Source organism: Streptomyces sp. NPDC048353 (assembly GCF_055587165.1).
This window is the reverse complement of record NZ_JBVJGU010000001.1, coordinates 1179986-1192535: the sequence shown is the minus strand read 5'-3', so window position 1 is coordinate 1192535 and position 12550 is coordinate 1179986. Positions and strand designations below refer to the sequence as shown.

The window sequence follows — 12550 nt, the reverse complement described above, 5'->3', positions numbered from 1 at the left end:
TGTCCGGGGGGCGGGGCCCGGCCGGGGGGGGGCGCCCCCGCCCCCGCCCGCCGCCCGGCGGCGCCCGCCCGCCGGGCGGGCCCCGCCCGGCGCGGGGCGCCCACGGCCGTTCACCGGATGTCCGGCGGAAGCGTCAGACGTTGAAGCCGAGCGCGCGCAGCTGCTCCCGGCCGTCGTCCGTGATCTTGTCGGGGCCCCACGGCGGCATCCAGACCCAGTTGATCTTGAGTTCGCTGGCGATGCCGTCGGTGGCGGCCTTCGCCTGGTCCTCGATCACATCGGTCAGCGGACACGCCGCCGACGTCAGGGTCATGTCCAGCGTGACGACGTTGGAGTCGTCCACGTGGATGCCGTAGATCAGGCCGAGGTTGACCACGTCGATGCCCAGCTCGGGGTCGACGACGTCGTACAGCGCCTCGCGGATCTCTTCCTCGGAGGCCGGCTTCATCGTGGCCTCGGCGTTCTCGGTCATGCCGACTTCCTCTCCGCGTCGCCCAGTGCCTGGGCGGTCGCGTCCTTCCACGCCATCCAGCTGAGCAGCGCGCACTTGACCCGGGCGGGGTACTTGGAGACCCCGGCGAACGCGACCGCGTCCTCCAGGATCTCCTCCATCGCGTCGTCCGGCTCGATCTGGCCCTTGGACTGCATCAGTTCCAGGAAGGTGCCCTGGATCCGCTGCGCCTCGGCCAGCTCCTTGCCGACGAGCAGTTCGTTGAGCACGGAGGCCGAGGCCTGGCTGATCGAACAGCCCTGGCCTTCGTACGACACGTCCTCGATCCGCGACCCGTCGTACTTCACCCGGAGCGTGATCTCGTCGCCGCACGTCGGGTTGACGTGGTGCACCTCGGCATCGCCGTCCCGAAGACCGCGCCCGTGCGGGTGCTTGTAGTGGTCCAGGATGACGTCCTGGTACATCGAATCCAGCTTCACGAGAATCCCCTAGCCGAAGAAGTTCCGTACGTGCTCCAGACCCTCGACCAAGGCGTCGACCTCGGCGGGGGTGGAGTACAGATAGAACGACGCCCGCGTGGTCGCAGGAATTCCGTACCGCAGGCAGACCGGCCGCGCGCAGTGGTGGCCGACCCGGACCGCGATGCCCTGTTCGTCCAGGACCTGGCCCACGTCGTGCGGGTGGATGTCCCCGAGCGTGAACGAGATCGCCGCGCCGCGGTCCTCGGCCGTGGTGGGGCCGATGATCCGCAGGTCCGGCACCTCCAGGAGGCGACGGACGGCGTACTCCGTGATCGCGTGCTCATGGCGCGCGATGTTCTCCATGCCGATCGCCGAGAGGTAGTCCACGGCCGCGCCGAGGCCGACGGCCTGGGCGATCGGGGGCGTACCCGCCTCGAACTTGTGCGGAGCCGGCGCGTACGTCGAGGAGTGCATCGACACGGTCTCGATCATCTCGCCGCCGCCGAGGAAGGGCGGCAGGTCCTCCAGGAGCTCCTGCCGTCCCCACAGCACGCCGATGCCGGTCGGGCCGACCATCTTGTGGCCGGTGAAGGCCACGAAGTCGGCCTGCAGCGCCTGCACGTCGAGCACCATGTGCGGGGCGGCCTGCGAGGCGTCGATGCAGACCAGCGCACCGACCTCCTGCGCACGCCGGATGATCGTCTCCACCGGGTTGACCGTGCCCAGCAGGTTCGAGACCAGCGTGAACGAGACGATCTTGGTCTTCTCGGTGATGACCTCTTCGATGTTCGAGAGGTCGAGACGGCCGTCGTCGGTGAGGCCGAACCACTTCAGCTTCGCGCCCGTGCGCTGCGAGAGCAGCTGCCACGGCACGATGTTGGAGTGGTGCTCCATCTCCGTGATGGCGATCTCGGTCTCGTGGTCCACGCGGTAGGGCTCGTCGGCCCAGCCCAGCATGTTGGCCACGAGGTTGAGCGACTCGGAGGCGTTCTTGGTGAAGATCACCTCGTCGCGGCTCGGCGCGTTGATGAACGCCGCGACCTTGTCACGGGCGCCTTCGTACAGCGCCGTCGCCTCCTCGGCGACCGTGTAGACGCCGCGGTGGACATTGGCGTTGTGGCGCTCGTAATAGGTGTTGAGCGCGTCGAGCACCTGGCGCGGCTTCTGCGAGGTCGCCGCGGAGTCCAGGTACACGATCTTCTTGCCGTCGTGGACCACGCGATCCAGGAGCGGGAAGTCCTTGCGGATCGCCTCGGTGTCGAGGAGGCCGGAGAGCCCCTGATGGGCAGAAGTCACGCGGATGCGCCACCCTTCACGTACTTGTCGTAGCCCTCGTTCTCCAGCTGGTCGGCCAGCTCGGCGCCGCCGGACTCGGCGATGCGGCCGTTCGCGAAGACGTGCACGAAGTCGGGCTTGATGTAGCGGAGGATCCGCGTGTAGTGCGTGATCAGCAGCGTGCCGACCTCGCCGCTCTCGCGGACGCGGTTGACGCCCTCGGAGACGACGCGCAGGGCGTCGACGTCGAGGCCGGAGTCGGTCTCGTCGAGGATCGCGATCTTCGGCTTGAGGAGCTCCAGCTGGAGGATCTCGTGGCGCTTCTTCTCACCGCCGGAGAAGCCCTCGTTGACGTTGCGCTCGGCGAAGGCCGGGTCCATCTGGAGCTGCTCCATCGCGGACTTGACCTCCTTCACCCAGGTACGCAGCTTGGGGGCCTCGCCGCGGATGGCGGTGGCGGAGGTGCGCAGGAAGTTGGAGACCGAGACGCCGGGGACCTCGACCGGGTACTGCATGGCCAGGAAGACGCCGGCGCGGGCGCGCTCGTCGACCGACATCTCCAGGACGTCCTCGCCGTCGAGGGTGACGGTGCCGCCGGTGACCGTGTACTTCGGGTGGCCGGCGAGCGAGTACGCCAGGGTCGACTTGCCGGAGCCGTTGGGGCCCATGACGGCGTGGGTCTCGCCCTGCTTGATGGTCAGGTCGACACCCTTGAGGATCTCCCGGGGGCCGTTCTCGGCCTCGACGGAGACGTGCAGGTCGTGGATTTCAAGCGTTGCCATGGGTGACTCAGGACTCCTGGGTGACGGAGACGAGCACATCGTCCCCTTCGATCTTTACGGGGTATACGGGGACGGGGCGCGTCGCGGGAAGGCCGGACGGCTTGCCGGTGCGGAGGTCGAAGCTGGAGCCGTGCAGCCAGCACTCGATGGCGCAGTCCTCGACCTCGCCCTCCGAGAGGGAGACGTTCGCGTGCGAGCAGATGTCGTTGATCGCGAACACCTCGCCCTCGGTCTGCACGACCGACACCGGCGTGCCGTCGACCTCGACCCGCTTGGGGGTGTCGCTCTCCAGCTCGCTCAGCGCGCAGACTCGGACGAAGGGCATCAGACGGATGCCTCCAGCTCGGCCTCGATCTTGGCGAGGAGGCGCTCCTGGACGTCCGGCAGACCGATCTGCTGGACCAGCTCCGCGAAGAAGCCGCGGACGACGAGGCGACGGGCCTCGATCTCCGGGATACCGCGGGACATCAGGTAGAAGAGCTGCTCGTCGTCGAAGCGGCCGGTGGCCGAGGCGTGACCGGCGCCGGCGATCTCGCCGGTCTCGATCTCCAGGTTCGGCACGGAGTCGACCCGGGCGCCGTCCGTGAGGACCAGGTTCCGGTTGAGCTCGTAGGTGTCGGTGCCCTCGGCCTTGGCCTGGATGAGGACGTCACCGATCCAGACGGCGTGCGCGTCCTGGCCCTGCAGCGCGCCCTTGTAGGCCACGTTGGAGGTGCAGTGCGGGGTGTTGTGGTCGACGAGGAGGCGGTGCTCCTGGTGCTGGCCGGCGTCGGTGAAGTAGAGGCCGAACAGCTCGGCCTCGCCGCCGGTGCCGGCGTAAGCGACGCGCGGGTGGAGGCGGACCACGTCGCCGCCGAAGGTGACGATGACCGACTTGAAGCTCGCGTCGCGGCCGACCAGGGCGTTGTGCTGGGCGACGTGGACGGCCTTCTCGTCCCAGTCCTGGACGGAGACGACGGTGAGCTTGGCGCCGTCGCCGAGGAGGTAGTCGACGTTGGCGGCGAGCACCGCGTCGCCGCTGTGGTCGATGACCACGACGGCCTCGGCGAACGCGCCGAGCTCGATCACCTGGTGGCCGAAGGCGACGCCGCCCTGGCCGTGCACGGCGATCCGGATGGGCTCGGTGAGGACGGTCTCCTTGGCGACCGAGACGACCGAGGCCTTCTCGAAGGAGGAGTACGCCTGGGCGGCGACCCGGTCGACGGGCATGCCCGCCTTGCCGAGCCGCGCGTCGTCGCGGCCGACGGTCTCCACGGTGACGCCCTCGGGGGCCTCGATCTCGACCTTGACGCCCTCGCCGGTGGCGACGGCGGTGCCGTCGTGCAGACCGCGCAGGCGCTCCAGCGGAGTGAAGCGCCACTCCTCCTCGCGCCCGTGCGGGACGGGGAAGTCCGCGACGTCGAAGGACGGGGGCGCGCTCATGCGCGTGGCGACGGTGGACTCGGCGGCCACCGCGATCGAGCCGGCGGTGGTGGAGCCCGCCGGGATGTTCTGAGCCTCAGCCATGGCTGTCGTCTTGCTCTCTTCCTACGTTTCGATCCTCGGCCCGCCCGTGTGGGGCGGGCCGCTAGCTGGTGGTGGGGCGTCGACGCGTCAGCCGACGGACCCTTCCATCTGCAGCTCGATCAGCCGGTTCAGCTCGAGCGCGTACTCCATGGGGAGCTCCTTGGCGATCGGCTCGACGAAGCCGCGCACGATCATCGCCATGGCCTCGAACTCGGTCATGCCGCGGCTCATCAGGTAGAAGAGCTGGTCCTCGGAGACCTTGGAGACGGTGGCCTCGTGGCCCATGGAGACGTCGTCCTCGCGGACGTCCACGTAGGGGTACGTGTCCGAGCGGGAGATCGTGTCGACGAGCAGCGCGTCGCACAGGACGTTCGACTTGGAGCCGGGGGCGCCTTCGCCGATCTCGATGAGACCGCGGTAGGAGGTGCGGCCGCCGCCTCGCGCCACCGACTTGGAGACGATGTTGGAGGAGGTGTTCGGCGCCATGTGGACCATCTTGGCGCCGGCGTCCTGGTGCTGGCCCTCGCCCGCGAAGGCGATGGAGAGGGTCTCGCCCTTGGCGTGCTCGCCCATCAGGTAGACGGCCGGGTACTTCATGGTGACCTTGGAGCCGATGTTGCCGTCGACCCACTCCATGGTCGCGCCCTCGTAGGCCACGGCGCGCTTGGTGACCAGGTTGTAGACGTTGTTCGACCAGTTCTGGATCGTCGTGTAGCGGCAGCGGCCGCCCTTCTTCACGATGATCTCGACGACCGCGGAGTGCAGCGAGTCGGAGGAGTAGATCGGGGCGGTGCAGCCCTCGACGTAGTGGACGTAGGCGTCCTCGTCGACGATGATCAGCGTCCGCTCGAACTGGCCCATGTTCTCCGTGTTGATACGGAAGTAGGCCTGGAGCGGGATCTCGACCTGCACGCCCTTCGGCACGTAGATGAACGATCCACCGGACCACACGGCCGTGTTCAGCGAGGCGAACTTGTTGTCGCCGACCGGGATGACCGTGCCGAAGTACTCGCGGAAGAGCTCCTCGTGCTCCTTCAGCGCGGTGTCGGTGTCGACGAAGATGACGCCCTGCTCCTCCAGGTCCTCACGGATCTGGTGGTAGACGACCTCGGACTCGTACTGGGCCGCGACACCGGCGACGAGGCGCTGCTTCTCCGCCTCCGGGATACCGAGCTTGTCGTACGTGTTCTTGATGTCCTCGGGCAGTTCCTCCCAGGAAGCGGCCTGCTTCTCGGTGGAGCGCACGAAGTACTTGATGTTGTCGAAGTCGATGCCCGACAGGTCGGAGCCCCAGCTCGGCATGGGCTTCTTGTCGAAGAGGCGCAGACCCTTCAGCCGCAGCTTCAGCATCCACTCCGGCTCGTTCTTCTTCTCGGAGATGTCGCGGACGACGGCCTCGGAGAGACCGCGCTTGGCGGTGGCACCGGCCGCGTCCGAGTCGGCCCAGCCGTACTCGTACCGACCCAGGCCCTCGAGCTCGGGGTGGCTGATCTCGGTGGTCATGCGGGGTTCCTCCCGGCCGTACTTGCGGATGCTGATGATGGGGTGGTCTGTGGGGTGCTGTGCGGGATGAACGTGGTGCAGACGCCGTCGCCGTGGGCGATGGTGGCCAGGCGCTGGACGTGCGTTCCCAAGAGGCGGGAGAAGATCTCCGTCTCCGCCTCGCACAGCTGGGGGTACTGCTCGGCGACGTGGGCGACCGGGCAGTGGTGCTGGCAGAGCTGCTCGCCGACCGGTGCGTTCCGCGCAGTGGCAGCGTACCCGTCGGCGCTCAGCGCCTTGGCCAGAGCCTCGGTGCGCTGCGCCGGCTCCGCCGACTCGACGGCCTCGCGGTACGTCTCCGCCTGGGCCTCCAGCCGGTCGCGGGCGAAGGCGGCCACGGCCGCCTCGCCCCCGGCGTTCTTCTCGATCCACCGTAGGGCGTCCACGGCCAGCGCGTCGTACGACTGGTCGAAGGCGTCCCGGCCGCAGTCGGTCAGCGCGAAGACCTTCGCGGGGCGGCCGCGGGTGCGGGCCCCGTAGACGCGCTTCTCGCGGGCCTCGACGACGTTCTCGGCGACGAGCGAGTCGAGATGGCGGCGCACGGCCGCCTGGGTGAGGCGCAGGCGCTGCGCGAGGTCGGCGACCGTCGAGGGCCCGTGGTCCAGGATGGACCGCGCGATCCGGTTGCGAGTCGATCGCTCACCGGTCGCGAGTTCCTCCAGGGGAGCCTCTCCGACGTTTTTCACAACGCCATTGTTGCGTAATTCCTTCGAGAGTGACAAGCGACGCGGATCAAGGGGACGGTGCCGTGCATCACGCAGGTAAGGCTTACCTGACCTGCGGAAATGATCTCCAGAAGGGTCGGCGGCCGCGCCCCGGGAGGGCGCGGCCACCGTCGTTCGCTGCGGCCTCAGCGGCCCTGGGCGGCCCCTTCGGTGCCCCCGTGACCTCGCACGATCACCTTCACCGGGATGTCGATCACGGGCCGGCGCCCGCTCTCCGAACGGACCCGCACGGTGCCTCGCAGCACGGTGCCGGGGGCGGCGCCGGTCGTGTCGACGGTGACCGTGACGGCCGCCCGGTCGTAGGGCTCCTGTCCGGCACCTTCCAGGCCGCCGGAGGCCGGGGAGACGGTGAGCCAGCCCTGCCCGTCCTTCTCGGCCGCCGTGTACGCCGTGGGGATGCCGCCCTCGTTGATCAGGGTGAGCGTCCGGGCGCGTCGCGCGTCCGCCGGGGCCTCGACCGTCAGGGACCGCGTGTCGGCGGTGACGCGGCCGGTGCCCAGTTCGCCGTCGACCAGACGGACGCCGCCGGGCACGGCGGTGACCGGGATCCGGTCGCCCCCGTAGGACGGCGCGTCGAGGACGACGTCGTAGTCCTGCCAGGACGCCGGCACCTGGAACAGATAGGCCCCGTCGGCGCCGGTGGAGCCGGACGGCCCCACGCCCCCGCTGAGGGCCGCGACCCGGGCGCCGGCGACCGGGAGCAGGTCGTTGGCGTCGGTGACCCGGCCGAGGATCACGGCGGTCCTCGTCTGGCGGAGGGCGATCACCGTCCCGTCGCGCAGGGTGCCCTCGTCCCGCGAGTAGATCAGGGCACCCTCCCCGGTGTGGCTCTCGGCGCCGATCGTGGCGGACGAGCCGTCCTCCCGCCCGGTCCCGGAGAGGTCCCGGTAGTGCAGGGCGGCGGTGCCGTCCTCGCCGATCACGGCGGCGAAGGAGATCCGCTCGCCGTGTGACGGGCCGGCGATCCGCACGTTCCGCCATTCGACGACGATCCGCCGGTGCGGGGCGGTGCCGGTGGCGGCCCAGTAGACGCCCGACCGGCCGTCGACGGCGAGGTCGTCCCCGAAGGCGTGGAGCGTGCCGTCGGCCGGCCCTCCTCCGGGCGGGGCGAAGGAGAGCGTGCCGTCGACGGAGGCGGTCAGCGAGCGGTACGCGCGGCCGTAGAAGGGCACGGGGAACGGCAGCGCGAAGGACGCCGAGCCGGAGGCGCGGTCGGTGAGGCGGAGCCGTTCGGTCCCGGCCGGGAACTCGGCGGCGGTCGTGACCGAGCAGGCGGTGCCGAAGGTGTCGGTACGGGGCGCCAGCGCGACGTCCTCCGCGCCGCCGGTCGCGCCGACCTCGACCGCGACGGTCGCGGGAGAGGCACAGCGGTGCGCGGGGGCGACAGCCAGCTCGTACGCTCCGGCGGCCGGAAGGCGCAGGGTGTAGCGGCCGTCGGCGCCGGTGGTCGCGGTGGCGCCGGACGGGGAGGCGGTGACGACGGCGCCCGCCTCTGCACCGGTGGCGCCGGTCACGAGGCCGGTCAGGTCGATCGTGGCGGTGTCGGCCTGCGCGGGGGCGGCGGCCAGCGCCAGGGGGAGCACGAGGGCGGCGGTGGTGAGCGCGGCGAGGGTTCTCCACCGGTCACGGCGGTGCGATCGGGCCAGACGCACGGACTCTCCTTCACGAAAGGTGCGACATCTGTTCGCACGAACACCTGATCGTGAAGGAGGAGCGTGCTCGACGGCACGGCTTTCGCCCCATGTTTTCGGCCATTCCCGCGCCGCCGCGGCGGCCGGTTCTCCCCGCCGACCGGAGCGACCGGACGGCTCTCTAGACTTCCGGGCATGAAGAACGAGTCCGTCGTCCAGGTCCGGGGCCTGGTCAAGCGGTACGGGAACAAGACCGCCGTCGACGGCCTCGACCTCGACGTCCGGGCGGGCACCGTGACCGCCGTCCTGGGTCCGAACGGGGCCGGGAAGACCACCACCGTCGAGAGCTGCGAGGGCTACCGCAGGCCCGACGCCGGCACCGTCCGCGTGCTCGGCCTCGACCCGGTCGCCGACGCGGCCGCGCTTCGCCCCCGGATCGGCGTGATGCTCCAGGCGGGCGGCGTCTACTCCGGCGCCCGCGCCGACGAGATGCTCCGCCACATGGCCAGGCTGCACGCCCACCCCCTGGACGTGGACGCCCTGATCGAGCGCCTCGGGCTCGGCTCCTGCGGCCGGACCGCCTACCGCCGGCTCTCCGGCGGCCAGCAGCAGCGCCTCGCGCTCGCCCTGGCCGTCGTCGGCCGCCCCGAGCTGGTCTTCCTCGACGAGCCGACCGCCGGACTCGACCCCCAGGCCCGCCACGCCACCTGGGAGCTGGTGCGCGAGCTGCGCGCCGACGGCGCCACGGTCGTCCTGACCACCCACTTCATGAACGAGGCCGAGACCCTCGCCGACGACGTCGCCATCATCGACGCCGGCAAGGTCGCGGCCCAGGGCAGCCCCGAAGAGCTGTGCCGGGGCGGCGCCGAGAACACCCTGCGCTTCACCGGCCGCCCCGGCCTGGACCTCGGCTCGCTGCTCAAGGCCCTGCCCGACGGCTCGGCCGCCGCCGAGCCGGTCCCGGGGACGTACCGGATCAGCGGCGAGGTGGGCCCCCAGCTGCTCGCCACCGTCACCACCTGGTGCGCCCGGCACGGCGTCATGCCGGAGGGCATCTCGGTGGAGCGCCACACGCTCGAGGACGTCTTCCTCGAACTGACCGGCAAGGAGCTGCGCGGATGAGCACCGGTACGGACACGGGCACGGGCACCTTCACGCCGAGGCCCGGCGCGGCCCCGGTCGGCCGGATGATCGCGGCGCAGACGGCGCTGGAGACCCGGATGCTGCTGCGCAACGGCGAGCAGCTGCTGCTGACGGTGATCATCCCCTCGCTGCTGCTGGTGCTCTTCTCCACGGTCGACATCGTCGACACGGGCGCCACCGAGGCCGTCGACTTCCTCGCGCCGGGCGTCCTGGCGCTGGCCGTGATGTCCACCGCCTTCACCGGCCAGGCGATCGCGACCGGCTTCGAGCGCCGGTACGGCGTGCTCAAGCGGCTCGGGGCCTCCCCGCTCCCCCGCTGGGCGCTGATGACCGCCAAGACGCTCTCGGTGCTGCTCACCGAGATCCTCCAGATCGCGCTCCTGACGGCGATCGCACTGGGCCTCGGCTGGTCCCCGCAGGGCAATCCCCTCGCCGTGGCCCTGCTGCTCCTCCTCGGCACGGCCGCCTTCTCGGGTCTCGGCCTGCTGATGGCCGGAACGCTGAAGGCGGAGGCGACCCTGGCCGCGGCCAACCTGGTCTTCCTGCTGCTGCTGGTGGGCGGCGGGGTGATCGTGCCGCTGGAGAAGTTCCCCGACGCGGCCCGCTCGGTCCTGGAGCTGCTGCCGATCGCGGCGCTCTCCGACGGCCTGCGGGACGTGCTCCAGGGCGGCGCCCCGATGCCGTGGGGACAGGCGCTGACGCTCACCGTGTGGGCGGTCCTCGGGCTCGGCGCGGCGGCGAGGTTCTTCCGCTGGGAGTAGCCGGAGGGTGACGTTCCGGGGTGACTTCACCCGTAACGCACCCCTCGTGAACGCGTGCACAAGCCCCGTCTACGATAGGGCCCGTGTTGACCCCCCTCGCCCACATCGCCAGGCGCTGGACCCCGTCCCCCCGGACCCTCCGGCGCGCCGCGCTCTCCGCCGTCGTGATGAGCGTCCTCATCATCGTCACGGGCGGCGCCGTCCGGCTGACCGGCTCCGGCCTCGGCTGCGACACGTGGCCCAAGTGCACCGACGACAGCCTCATCGTGACGCCCGAGCAGGGCTACCGCGGGGTGATCGAGTTCGGCAACCGCATGCTGACGTACGTCCTGTCGGCCGCCGTCGGCTGGGCCATCATCGCCGCGCGGTCCACCAAGCCGTGGCGGCGCGGGCTGACCCGGCTCGGGTGGGCGCAGTTCTGGATCGTCGCGAGCAACGCGGTCCTGGGCGGCATCACCGTGTGGATGGGGCTCAACCCGTGGACCGTCGCCGGTCACTTCATCGCCGCCAACGCGCTCCTCACCGTCGCCGTGATCACCTGGCACCGCACCGGCGAGGGCGACACGCCGCCCCGGCCGCGCGTCCCCGCCCCGGTGCGCAAGCTCTCCTGGGCGATCATCGCGACCTCGGTCCTCCTCATCGTGCTCGGCACGGGCGTCACGGGCTCGGGCAAGCACGCGGGTGACAGCAGTGACGTCCCGCGCATGCCGTGGGACTGGACCGCCGCCGCCCATCTGCACGCCATCGGCGCCTGGCTGGTCTGCGCCCTCGCCCTCGCGATGTGGCTGGTGCTGCGGGTGGTCGACGCCCCCGACGACACCCGGGCCCGCGCCCGCGCCCTGCTGATCGTGCTGCTCGCCCAGGGCGGGATCGGCTATCTCCAGTACTTCACCGGCGTCCCCGAGGTCCTGGTCGGCGCGCACATGCTCGGCTCCGCGCTGATGTGGATCGCGGTCCTGCGCCTGGCCCTGAGCCTGCGCGAGCGCCCGCTGACCGGCCCGGAGACCCCGGCCAGGACCGACGCGGCACTCACCGTCGTGTAAGTCCGGCTCGCCGTTCACCGCAGGGCGAGGCGCGAGAGCCCGGCGCCGGGGCCCGGCCGGGCGGCCGGCACCGCGTCCAGGCGGTAGACGCGCCGCGCGTTGCCCGCCGCGATCATCGTGGCGACCCGCTGCGCGTCCGTACGGGACCAGGAGCCGTCGCCGACCCACTCGCCGAGCACGCGCGCGAGCGCCGCCCGGAAGACGCTCGCGGCGACCACGTGCAGTTCGGGCAGGGCCCGCGCGCCGCTGGAGAAGAGGAGCTTGCCGAAGGGCGCCAGCTCCAGGAGTTCGGCGAGGACGGCGGCCGCCCGCGCCCCGGTCCGGGTGACGACCGGCCCGAGGTCGGCGTACACGTGCGGGAAGGCCCGGCTGAGCCGCGCCGCCTGACGGTGGTACGGATGGCCATCCAGCAGCACCAGGTCGGTGCCGAGGCCGCTGGTGGCGGTCGCGAAGCCGGCGAGTCCTGCCGGGTCCTCGCCCCCCACGTGCAGTTGGAGCGGGCGTCCGGCGCCGATGGCGATCCAGAGCAGATGGCGCAGCAGCACCGGGTCGGTCAGCCGGCCCCCGGCCCCGCGCCGGGCCAGCCAGCGGCCCGCCGCCCCGCGCACCTCGCCGGGCCCGGGCGGGTCGGGGACGTGCGCGAGCCCCCCGCGGACAGCGTCGGCCGAGCTGAAGGCGACGGCGGTCGCCGCGGCGCCGTGCACCGCCTCCGCGAGGTTGGCGAGGAGCGCGTCGACGGTCCCGGAGGTGTCGGCGACCTGTTCGGCCAGCGGCTCCAGCCGGACGACCTCATGGGCGTCGGCGTCGCCCGCGGCGGCGATCTCGGCGGGCCGCGTCAGATCCGCCGGCAGCCCGGTGTCCACCAGATAGGTGGTGATGCCGGAGGCGCGCAGCAGCCGCCGGCCGGTCTCCAGGACGCCCAGTTCGCGGCGGCGGGCCAGATAGCGGGCCGGCGTGCAGTGGGGCTCCAGGCCGAGCAGGGGCGGGCACCAGCGGCGTACCGCGAAGCCGGTCTGGGTGTCGAAAAAGGTGGTGCCGGGCGCGGCGGTGCCCAGCTGGGCCTCGAAGGTGCCGAGGCCGAGCTCCGTGCGGAGCACGCCGTGGCAGTGCTGGTCCACCAGGCTCGGAGTCTCGATCATGCGGGGGCTCCCTGTGTGGACGTGCTTCCACACGTCCTAACGGGTGAGCCCCGCGCGAGGTTGTTGCCTCCGTGACAGGTGAGCGAAGCCG

The 12550-nt window shown here is 71.4% G+C and carries 13 protein-coding genes; 3 read left to right on the top strand and 10 right to left on the bottom strand.

The window, feature by feature from the left end:
* Positions 1-133: 133 nt before the first annotated feature.
* The 9 genes from ACZ6RC_RS05300 to ACZ6RC_RS05260 form a co-directional block, all read right to left on the bottom strand.
* Positions 134-472, bottom strand: coding sequence for a metal-sulfur cluster assembly factor (locus ACZ6RC_RS05300; RefSeq protein WP_383163842.1), 339 nt, complete (start codon positions 470-472; stop codon positions 134-136).
* Positions 469-930 (bottom strand): Fe-S cluster assembly sulfur transfer protein SufU, encoded by a 462-nt coding sequence (sufU, locus tag ACZ6RC_RS05295; RefSeq protein ID WP_250768641.1) that lies wholly within the window; start codon positions 928-930, stop codon positions 469-471. The genes ACZ6RC_RS05300 and sufU overlap by 4 nt, the downstream gene beginning before the upstream one ends.
* 9 nt (positions 931-939) lie before the next feature.
* Positions 940-2208: a cysteine desulfurase gene (locus ACZ6RC_RS05290; protein ID WP_391140570.1), complete on the bottom strand. Its 1269-nt coding sequence runs from the start codon at positions 2206-2208 to the stop codon at positions 940-942.
* Positions 2205-2969 carry a Fe-S cluster assembly ATPase SufC gene (sufC, locus tag ACZ6RC_RS05285; RefSeq protein WP_365715232.1) on the bottom strand — a complete coding sequence of 255 codons (765 nt, stop codon included), beginning with the start codon at positions 2967-2969 and terminating at the stop codon, positions 2205-2207. Before sufC ends, ACZ6RC_RS05290 begins: the two co-directional genes overlap by 4 nt.
* A gap of 7 nt (positions 2970-2976) precedes the next feature.
* Entirely contained in the window at positions 2977-3294 is a 318-nt protein-coding gene (locus tag ACZ6RC_RS05280) for a bifunctional 3-phenylpropionate/cinnamic acid dioxygenase ferredoxin subunit (RefSeq protein ID WP_391140571.1), read from the bottom strand.
* A complete protein-coding gene (gene sufD, locus ACZ6RC_RS05275) occupies positions 3294-4475 on the bottom strand; it encodes a Fe-S cluster assembly protein SufD (protein WP_391140572.1) in 1182 nt (393 codons plus the stop codon). Before sufD ends, ACZ6RC_RS05280 begins: the two co-directional genes overlap by 1 nt.
* 87 nt (positions 4476-4562) lie before the next feature.
* The gene (sufB, locus tag ACZ6RC_RS05270; protein WP_391140573.1) at positions 4563-5978 is read right to left on the bottom strand and encodes a Fe-S cluster assembly protein SufB; all 1416 of its coding nucleotides are present in this window, start codon (positions 5976-5978) and stop codon (positions 4563-4565) included.
* Positions 5975-6703 (bottom strand): helix-turn-helix transcriptional regulator, encoded by a 729-nt coding sequence (locus ACZ6RC_RS05265; RefSeq protein ID WP_391140574.1) that lies wholly within the window; start codon positions 6701-6703, stop codon positions 5975-5977. The genes sufB and ACZ6RC_RS05265 overlap by 4 nt, the downstream gene beginning before the upstream one ends.
* Before the next feature lie 164 nt (positions 6704-6867).
* Positions 6868-8394, bottom strand: a complete 1527-nt coding sequence (locus tag ACZ6RC_RS05260) for a carboxypeptidase-like regulatory domain-containing protein (protein WP_469579381.1) — start codon at positions 8392-8394, stop codon at positions 6868-6870.
* 174 nt (positions 8395-8568) lie between these two features.
* Between ACZ6RC_RS05260 and ACZ6RC_RS05255 the strand changes: the two genes are divergently transcribed.
* The 3 genes from ACZ6RC_RS05255 to ACZ6RC_RS05245 all read left to right on the top strand — a co-directional run bounded on the left by ACZ6RC_RS05255 (position 8569) and on the right by ACZ6RC_RS05245 (position 11320).
* Complete coding sequence (locus ACZ6RC_RS05255) at positions 8569-9495, top strand: ABC transporter ATP-binding protein (RefSeq protein WP_469579380.1); 927 nt, start codon at positions 8569-8571, stop codon at positions 9493-9495.
* Complete coding sequence (locus ACZ6RC_RS05250; protein ID WP_469579377.1) at positions 9492-10277, top strand: ABC transporter permease; 786 nt, start codon at positions 9492-9494, stop codon at positions 10275-10277. Before ACZ6RC_RS05255 ends, ACZ6RC_RS05250 begins: the two co-directional genes overlap by 4 nt.
* 74 nt (positions 10278-10351) lie before the next feature.
* On the top strand, positions 10352-11320 hold the full coding sequence (locus tag ACZ6RC_RS05245) for a COX15/CtaA family protein (RefSeq protein ID WP_469579454.1): 969 nt from the start codon (positions 10352-10354) through the stop codon (positions 11318-11320).
* Between the two features lie 14 nt (positions 11321-11334).
* Here ACZ6RC_RS05245 and ACZ6RC_RS05240 read toward each other — a convergent pair whose 3' ends face one another.
* On the bottom strand, positions 11335-12459 hold the full coding sequence (locus tag ACZ6RC_RS05240; RefSeq protein ID WP_469579375.1) for an amidohydrolase family protein: 1125 nt from the start codon (positions 12457-12459) through the stop codon (positions 11335-11337).
* Between the last annotated feature and the right edge of the window lie 91 nt (positions 12460-12550).

Excerpts from the sequence above, each read along its gene's own strand:
- ACZ6RC_RS05300 (WP_383163842.1), bottom strand. The coding sequence starts at position 472 with ATGACCGAGAACGCCGAGGCCACGATGAAGCCGGCCTCCGAGGAAGAG.
- sufC (WP_365715232.1), bottom strand. The coding sequence starts at position 2,969 with ATGGCAACGCTTGAAATCCACGACCTGCACGTCTCCGTCGAGGCCGAG.
- ACZ6RC_RS05280 (WP_391140571.1), bottom strand. The coding sequence starts at position 3,294 with ATGCCCTTCGTCCGAGTCTGCGCGCTGAGCGAGCTGGAGAGCGACACC.
- sufD (WP_391140572.1), bottom strand. The coding sequence starts at position 4,475 with ATGGCTGAGGCTCAGAACATCCCGGCGGGCTCCACCACCGCCGGCTCG.
- sufB (WP_391140573.1), bottom strand. The coding sequence starts at position 5,978 with ATGACCACCGAGATCAGCCACCCCGAGCTCGAGGGCCTGGGTCGGTAC.
- ACZ6RC_RS05255 (WP_469579380.1), top strand. The coding sequence starts at position 8,569 with ATGAAGAACGAGTCCGTCGTCCAGGTCCGGGGCCTGGTCAAGCGGTAC.
- ACZ6RC_RS05250 (WP_469579377.1), top strand. The coding sequence starts at position 9,492 with ATGAGCACCGGTACGGACACGGGCACGGGCACCTTCACGCCGAGGCCC.
- ACZ6RC_RS05240 (WP_469579375.1), bottom strand. The coding sequence starts at position 12,459 with ATGATCGAGACTCCGAGCCTGGTGGACCAGCACTGCCACGGCGTGCTC.